The following is a 6,914-nucleotide window of genomic DNA, read 5'->3' as shown; positions in this document are numbered from 1 at the left end:
GCGCTGCTCGTCCCAGTTCTGCTTGCTCTTGCCGCGCCCTGCGCCGCCTTCGCGCAGGATACCGGAACGACGCCCTCCGCGGTGCCGACGAGCCTGCCCGTTCCCGTCGCCGTCCCCTCGACGTCGGCGCCGGTGATCGTGCTGCCCAAGCCGGCCGACCTGCCTGCCGCCACGACGACTAGCCCCAAGCCGAAGGCGCCGCGCGCCACGCCGGCGACGCAGAGCCCTGCACCGACCCCCAAGCCGGCACCCGCGCCAACGCCGGTGTCCACGCCCGCGCCTGTGGCATCCCCATCGCCCGAGGCGACGGCCACCCCGGCCTCGCCCACGCAGTCGCCGTCCGCAGAGGTCACACCGCCCCTGGCTTCGCCCCCGGCCGAGGTGCCGGACGATGCGACGGTGGCAGCCAGCGATTCGCCGTCGGACAATGTCGCCGATCAGGGCAGTTCGACCACGGGATGGTGGATCGCCGGCGCGATAGTCATCGCCCTGCTGGCGGGCGCGGTGCTGTACCTGATGCGCCGCCGTTCGGCGGAGGCTGCTCCGGTGGTGCCAGCACCGACCGCCCGGCCGACGCCTCCGGCTCCGCCCGCACCGGCGCCTGCCGCGCCGACCCTGAAAACCACGCCGCCCGCAGCACCGCCCATCGCACCGTCGCCTGCCCTGCCGGCCGAGCCTGTCACGGCTGCAGCCACCGGCCTGACGATCGCGCTCGAAGCCGACCGTCTCGGCGCGACGCTGGTCAATGCGACGCTGTCGTGCCGCCTGGTGCTGCGCAACGCCGGGCCCGTGCCACTGGTCGACCTGGCGCTGTCGGGCGACATGACCTCGGCCCATGCGTCGCGCCCGATGGACGAACAGCTGGGCCTGGCCGGTCCCGAACTCGCCCCGCTGCGCACGATTGCGCGGATCGAGCCGGGCGAAAGCGTGACCGTGCCGGCCGAGATGCGCCTGCCACTGTCGGCCGTGCTGGCGATCCGCGCGGGCCAGGCCCAGCTTTTCGTGCCGATCGTGCGCGCGACGTGCTGGGCGACGCGCGCCACCGATGGCGGCACCGAGCACGCCCACGGCGCCTTCCTGGTCGGGCAGCCCGCGGTCGCCGGCGATGCGGCCGCGCGCCTTCAGCCGTTCCGGCTCGATCTTGGTCCGCGCGTGTTCGACCGGATCGAGCAGCGACCCATGCCGCTCCCCAACCTGGCGTAAAGCGGCACACTAGCACGCGACACCGGCGCATTTTCGAATCGACGGCGGCGCACGGTGGCTTTAGTTTGCACTGCGGAAAAACACGAACCCGCGACAGACGGGTCGATCCGCAGGCAGGAGAACATCATGGAACCGCTGGTCTCGACCCAATGGCTCGCCAACGAGATGGGTGCGAGCGATCTGCGCATCGTCGATGCGAGTTGCTTCTTGCCCGAACACGCGCGCGATCCGCTGCGCGAGTACGAGGCGTGCCACATTCCCGGCGCCGTATTCATGGACCTGGGCAATCTGGTCGACGGAGCGACCGGCCTGCCCAACTCGATGCCGTCGGCGGAGAAGTTCGCCAGCCGGATGCAGAGCCTGGGCCTCGGCGATGGCAGCCGCATCGTGCTTTACGACGACAGCCCGATCCGGTCCTCGACCCGCGCCTGGTTCATGCTGACGCTCTACGGCGCGCAGAATGTCGCCTTGCTCGATGGCGGGATCGCCAAGTGGAAGGCGGAAGGCCGGCCCTGTGCACAAGGCCGCGAAAGCCTGCGCCATCGCCACTTTACCGCGTGGAGCGATCTCAGGGCGCTGCGCTCGAAAGAGCAGGTCACCGCCAACATCACCAGCCACGCCGAACAGCTGGTGGACGCGCGCGGCGCCGGCCGCTTCACCGGTGAGGTGCCCGAGACCAACCCGGCGCTCGCCAGCGGGCACATTCCCGGCGCGCGCAACGTACCTTATGCCAGCCTGTTCGCCGCCGATGGCACGTGGAAATCGCCCGAAGCGCTGCGTGCCGCCTTCGAGGCTGCCGGTGTCGACCTGACGCGTCCGGTGATCGCCAGCTGCGGTTCGGGCATGACCGCGAACGTCGTGATCTTCGCGCTCCACCTGCTCGGCAAGGATGACGTCTCGCTGTACGACGGCAGCTGGAGCGAATGGGGTGCGGACCCGGCGAGCCCCAAGGAAACCGGCCCCGCCGCCTGCCTGGTGGACTGACCGGGCGCCCCATACTCCTGCGCCTTATTCGTCCGCGCGCCTTCCCGCCCGGAAGGCCATCTCCGAAAGAATTCATGCCGAAAAAGCCCGAGAGCGCGCCGTCCGACGAACCGCCCCAGCCCGCCGCACGCGCCGCCACGCACCTCGTCGCGGCCGGGCGCCGCCCTGAGTGGACCGGGACAGGCGATCATCCCGGCGCGGTAGTCAATCCGCCGGTCTGGCGGGCCAGCACGCATCTCTATCCCGACATGGCAACGCTGCGCAGCAGCCGCGCCAATGCCGACGGCCTATTCTACTATGGCCGACGCGGCGCGCCGACGCAGTGGGCGCTCGCCGAGGCACTGACCGAGCTGGAGCCGGGCGCAACCGGCGGCGGCACGGTGCTGTACCCCTCCGGGGTGAGCGCCATCGCCGGCGCCCTGCTCACCGTGCTGCGCCCCGGCGACACGCTGCTGCTGACCGACAATGCCTATGAACCCAGCCGCGCCATGGCACGCGGGCTGCTCGCCGACTTCGGCGTGCGCACGGTCTGGTTCGATCCGATGGACACGGCCGCCTTTGCCGCGCTGGCGCCCGGCGCGCGGGCCGTGTTGCTCGAGGCGCCGGGCAGCCTGACCATGGAAGTGCCCGACATGCCCGCGCTGATCGCGGCGGCCAAAGCAGCCGGGCTGACGGTGCTGGTCGACAACACCTGGGCGTCGCCGCTCGGCTTCGCCCCCTTGGCGCATGGCGCGGACATCACGATCATGTCGCTGACCAAGCATGTCAGCGGCCATTCCGACGTCATGATGGGCAGCGTGACCGCCGGGCCTGAATGGCATCGCCGCGTGCGGCTGCGCAGCCAGGGGATGGGCCTGGTGGTCTCAGCCGACGACGCTTCGCTGATGCTGCGCGGCCTTCGCACCATGGGCCTGCGGCTCGAGGCGGCGACGCGCTCGGCGCTGGCCGTGGCGCAATGGCTCGATGCACGACGCGAAGTCGCGCGGGTGCTGTGCCCGATGCTGCCGGGTTCGCCCGGGCACGAGCGTTGGCGCCGTGACTTCACCGGTGGCTGCGGGCTGTTCAGCTTCATCCTGGCAGGCGGCACGGCGGCGGCGCGCGACGCCCTGATCGACGGGCTGCACCTGTTCGGCATCGGCTACAGCTTCGGCGGATTCGAAAGCCTCGCGACACCGGTCGACCCTGCCGGCATCCGCACCGCCAGCCCCTGGCCACCCGCCGGCATGGACCCGGCGGACCGCTTCGGCGTCAGGCTGGCGATCGGCCTCGAGGATACCGCCGACCTGATCGACGACCTCGACCGCGCGCTCGGCGCGTGGAGTGCCGCGCAATGAGCTGGACCCAGCACAAGGCCGAACGCGCCGTCACCCGCCGGATCAATGAAGTGATCGACTGGCTCGACGACTTCAGCTTCGACATCGGCCATTACCACATCTCGCTGTTCAATGCCGCGAAGATGGTGCTGGTGGTCATCGCCATGTTCATGCTGGCGCGGATCGGCAGCCGGCTGGTGCGCTATTTCTTCACGCGCGCCACAGGGCTCGACGCGGCACAGCGGGTACTGGGTGAAAAGCTGGTCTCGCTGTTCGTCTGGGCCATGGCCTTCTTCATCGGCATCGACCTGCTCGGCATCAACTTCACCGCCCTGACGGTGTTCTCGGGCGCCTTCGGCCTCGCCATCGGTTTCGGCCTGCAGAAGACCTTCGGCAACCTGATCGCCGGGCTGATCCTGCTGATGGACCGGTCAATCAAGCCGGGCGATGTCATCGCGGTCAACGACGGCAAGGGCAACGCCGTGGGCCAGGTGCGCAAGATCGGCATCCGCGCGGTTTCGGTCGCCACGCGCGATCACCGCGAGTATTTGATCCCCAACGAAATCCTGATGACCACGCAGGTCGAGAACTGGTCCTATTCGAGCACCCAGGTCATGCTGACGATCCCCGTCACCGTGGCCTATGGCACCGACATCGACCTGGCCGAGCGGCTGATGCTCGAGGCCTCGCGCGCCGCGCCGCGCGTGCTGGTCGAACCCGGGCCGTCCGTGCTGCTGACCGCGCTTGGCGTGAGCGGCATAGAGATGGCGATCTACGTCACTATCGCCGACCCGGAAGACGGCACCGCCAACGTGCGCAGCCAGGTGCTCAAGCGCCTGTGGCACCTGTTCCAGGAACACGGGATCGAGATACCCTTCCCGCAGCAGGACATCCGGCTGCGCGAGACGCCGGCGCTGCGCGGATTGCTCGGCCAGACCTGAAGCCTGCGCCGAACGTCCGCGATCAGCCGCCGCTGACCGGGGGCAGGAACGCCAGTTCGTCGCCTTCCGACAGCACCACCGCGCGATTGTCGGGGACGAGCTCGCCGTTGAGGGCCATGCGCACGCGTTCGCCCAGGAGATCGAGCGCCAGCGCCGGGTCGAGCGTGGTGAGGATATCGGAGAGCGCGCCTGCAGGCACGGTCATCTCCGCAGTGCCGGCGCGATCTTCCAGCCGACCGAGGAACACCAGTTTGGCCATGGCGTCAGCCTCCGGTCGTGGACATGTGGCGCGAGACGGCGGGCGCGGCGCCGGTGCGGTCGATCGCGAAGGAATGCCGCTCCTGCTTCTCGCCCATCGCGCGGGCAAAGGCGTCGGCGATCTGCCCATCGGGATCGTCCGAACGCAGCGCGGCGCGCAAGTCGACGCGGCCCTCGCCGCCCAGGCACATGTAGAGCTGGCCGGTGGCGGTCACGCGAACACGGTTGCACCCGGCGCAGAAATTGCCGGTCAGCGGGGTAATGAAACCAAGCCGGCCGCCAGTCTCGGCAATGTCGACATAGCGCGCCGGACCGCCGGTCGTCTCGCCATTGGCGGTCAGCGTCCAGCGCTGCTCGAGATCGCGGCGCACCACATCGAGCGGGAGGTAGTGATCGAAGCGATCCTCCTCGATCTCGCCCAGCGGCATGACCTCGATCAGAGTGACATCGTGGCCCTGACCGTGCGCCCAGGCGATGAGGTCTGGCAGCTCGCCCTCGTTGATGCCCTTGAGCGCCACGGCGTTGATCTTGACCTTGAGCCCCGCCTCGCCCGCCGCCTGCAGGCCTTCGAGCACTTGCGGGAGGCTGTCGCGCCGCGCCAGCGAGGCGAAGCGATCGCGATCGAGCGTATCGAGCGAGACATTGATCCGGCGCACACCGGCCGCGCGCAGCCCATCGGCGAATTCCGCCAAACGCGTGCCGTTGGTGGTAAGCGTCAGTTCCTTGAGCCCACGGCCATTCTCGTCTTGGCCAATATGCCGCCCCAGCGCCTGGACGAGGTCCATCATGTCGCGCCGCACCAGCGGCTCACCGCCGGTCAGGCGCAGCTTGGTCACGCCGCGCGCGATGAAATGGCGGCTGACCTGATACAGTTCCTCAAGGCTCAGCACCTCGGCCCGCGGCAGGAAAGTCATCCGCTCGGGCATGCAATAAGTGCAACGCAAGTCGCAGCGATCTGTCACCGACAGGCGTAGATATGTGATCGCACGGGCGAAGCGATCGACGAGGGGCGCTGGGGTCATCGCTCGAGATATACGAAGTCGCGGGGGTAGGATTCAAGGCTTGCGCCCGAATCGACGAAAAGAGTCTGCCCCGTCACCGCCTTGGCCATGGCCAGATAGAGCACCGCGTCCGCGATCTCGTGGGCCTCGGGCAGCCGTTGCAACGGCATGATCGCCTCGAGCCGTTCCCACTGGGCCGCGTCGTAGTCCTGCGTCGGCAGGATCAGGCCGGGCGCCACGCCATTGACCCGCACGCGCGGGGCCAGGCTGCGCGCAAGCGTGCGCGTCGCGGCATGAAGCGCCTGCTTCGACAGGGTATAGCTGAACTGGTCGGGCACCGGGTTCTGCACGCGCTGGTCCAGAATGTTGACCACGGCGCCTTCGCCGCTGCCCAGCCGGTCGACGAACGCGCGCGTCAGCAGCAAGGGCGCGAACAGGTTGACGCCGAAATGCCGGTCGAGCGTGTCTGCCGCTACGGTCGCGATCGTGTCGTCCTGGAACAGCGAGGCGCAATTGACCAGGAGCGACGGCGCACGGCCGGCGCGGGCGACCACATCCGAGAGCATCGCCTCAGGCAGCGCGGGGTCGGCAAGGTCGCCATCGAGCGCAAACACGGCCGCCCCTTCCGCCTCGAGCGCGGCGGCGAATTCGGCATCGAAAGTATGGGCATGGTGCGCGTGCAGCGCGAGGTCCCAGCCGGCACTGGCTAGCTTGCGGGCGATGGCCGCGCCGATGCGCCGCCATCCACCCGTGATCAACGCCAGCGGTCGCGGGCTGGCGGGGGCCGAACTCATCCTCGGCGCTTGCGCGTCAGGGTCATCCCGATGTCTTCGCCGGCCGTGCTGATGGCCAGCTTCACGATTTTCACTTCAACCTGCATCACCCGGGCATCCTGAACGAACAACGTCTCGCAGATGTGGTCTGCAACGGATTCGATCAGCTGGAAATGCACACCTTGGGGTAGCCCGTCCGTCGCCGCGTGCTTCAGGTCCATGTAGTTCTTGCTCGCCGTCAGCGGGCAATCGGGCGTGTACTGGTCCTGCGGACGCAGCCACACGCGGATCGAGATGCGCAGCGGCTGGGCGCGGCCGGTCTCTTCGGAATAGATCCCGGTAAGGACGTCGGTTTCGACGTTGGCGACTTCGAGGATGAGGCTGTCAGACACGGGCGCGCGTTTGACAGGTCACCAAACAAATGTCCAGCATCAGGCTGGC

8 protein-coding genes are annotated in these 6,914 nt (G+C 68.8%); 4 read left to right on the top strand and 4 right to left on the bottom strand.

What is annotated here, in order from left to right:
* From V7Q48_RS16495 to V7Q48_RS16480, 4 genes are all read left to right on the top strand, one after another.
* Nucleotides 1-1,203, top strand: a 1,203-nt coding sequence (locus tag V7Q48_RS16495; RefSeq protein ID WP_333839832.1) for a hypothetical protein, incomplete at its 5' end; no start/stop codon positions are given.
* Nucleotides 1,204-1,329: 126 nt separating this feature from the next.
* On the top strand, nucleotides 1,330-2,187 hold the full coding sequence (gene sseA / locus V7Q48_RS16490; protein ID WP_333839829.1) for a 3-mercaptopyruvate sulfurtransferase: 858 nt from the start codon (nucleotides 1,330-1,332) through the stop codon (nucleotides 2,185-2,187).
* A gap of 74 nt (nucleotides 2,188-2,261) precedes the next feature.
* Nucleotides 2,262-3,521 (top strand): cystathionine beta-lyase, encoded by a 1,260-nt coding sequence (gene metC, locus V7Q48_RS16485; protein ID WP_333839826.1) that lies wholly within the window; start codon nucleotides 2,262-2,264, stop codon nucleotides 3,519-3,521.
* On the top strand, nucleotides 3,518-4,441 hold the full coding sequence (locus V7Q48_RS16480) for a mechanosensitive ion channel family protein (RefSeq protein WP_333839824.1): 924 nt from the start codon (nucleotides 3,518-3,520) through the stop codon (nucleotides 4,439-4,441). The genes metC and V7Q48_RS16480 overlap by 4 nt, the downstream gene beginning before the upstream one ends.
* Before the next feature lie 22 nt (nucleotides 4,442-4,463).
* On the opposite strand, the gene V7Q48_RS16475 is transcribed toward V7Q48_RS16480, so the two are convergent.
* Genes V7Q48_RS16475 through V7Q48_RS16460 form a run of 4 tightly spaced genes read right to left on the bottom strand, consistent with a single transcriptional unit; the run spans nucleotide 4,464 to nucleotide 6,865 of the window.
* On the bottom strand, nucleotides 4,464-4,700 hold the full coding sequence (locus V7Q48_RS16475; protein ID WP_333839822.1) for a MoaD/ThiS family protein: 237 nt from the start codon (nucleotides 4,698-4,700) through the stop codon (nucleotides 4,464-4,466).
* A gap of 4 nt (nucleotides 4,701-4,704) precedes the next feature.
* Nucleotides 4,705-5,721 (bottom strand): GTP 3',8-cyclase MoaA, encoded by a 1,017-nt coding sequence (gene moaA / locus V7Q48_RS16470; protein WP_333839819.1) that lies wholly within the window; start codon nucleotides 5,719-5,721, stop codon nucleotides 4,705-4,707.
* The gene (locus V7Q48_RS16465) at nucleotides 5,718-6,494 is read right to left on the bottom strand and encodes an SDR family oxidoreductase (protein WP_333839817.1); all 777 of its coding nucleotides are present in this window, start codon (nucleotides 6,492-6,494) and stop codon (nucleotides 5,718-5,720) included. Before V7Q48_RS16465 ends, moaA begins: the two co-directional genes overlap by 4 nt.
* A complete protein-coding gene (locus tag V7Q48_RS16460; protein ID WP_333839815.1) occupies nucleotides 6,491-6,865 on the bottom strand; it encodes a dihydroneopterin aldolase in 375 nt (124 codons plus the stop codon). The genes V7Q48_RS16465 and V7Q48_RS16460 overlap by 4 nt, the downstream gene beginning before the upstream one ends.
* Nucleotides 6,866-6,914 lie beyond the last annotated feature (49 nt).

It is taken from the genome of Novosphingobium sp., from assembly GCF_036803765.1.
Classification (GTDB): Bacteria; Pseudomonadota; Alphaproteobacteria; order Sphingomonadales; family Sphingomonadaceae; genus Novosphingobium.
Note: the sequence above shows the minus strand (reverse complement) of the source record. Positions and strands in the feature narration are given on the sequence as shown.

Excerpts from the sequence above, each read along its gene's own strand:
- sseA (WP_333839829.1), top strand. The coding sequence starts at position 1,330 with ATGGAACCGCTGGTCTCGACCCAATGGCTCGCCAACGAGATGGGTGCG.
- metC (WP_333839826.1), top strand. The coding sequence starts at position 2,262 with ATGCCGAAAAAGCCCGAGAGCGCGCCGTCCGACGAACCGCCCCAGCCC.
- V7Q48_RS16480 (WP_333839824.1), top strand. The coding sequence starts at position 3,518 with ATGAGCTGGACCCAGCACAAGGCCGAACGCGCCGTCACCCGCCGGATC.
- V7Q48_RS16475 (WP_333839822.1), bottom strand. The coding sequence starts at position 4,700 with ATGGCCAAACTGGTGTTCCTCGGTCGGCTGGAAGATCGCGCCGGCACT.
- moaA (WP_333839819.1), bottom strand. The coding sequence starts at position 5,721 with ATGACCCCAGCGCCCCTCGTCGATCGCTTCGCCCGTGCGATCACATAT.
- V7Q48_RS16465 (WP_333839817.1), bottom strand. The coding sequence starts at position 6,494 with ATGAGTTCGGCCCCCGCCAGCCCGCGACCGCTGGCGTTGATCACGGGT.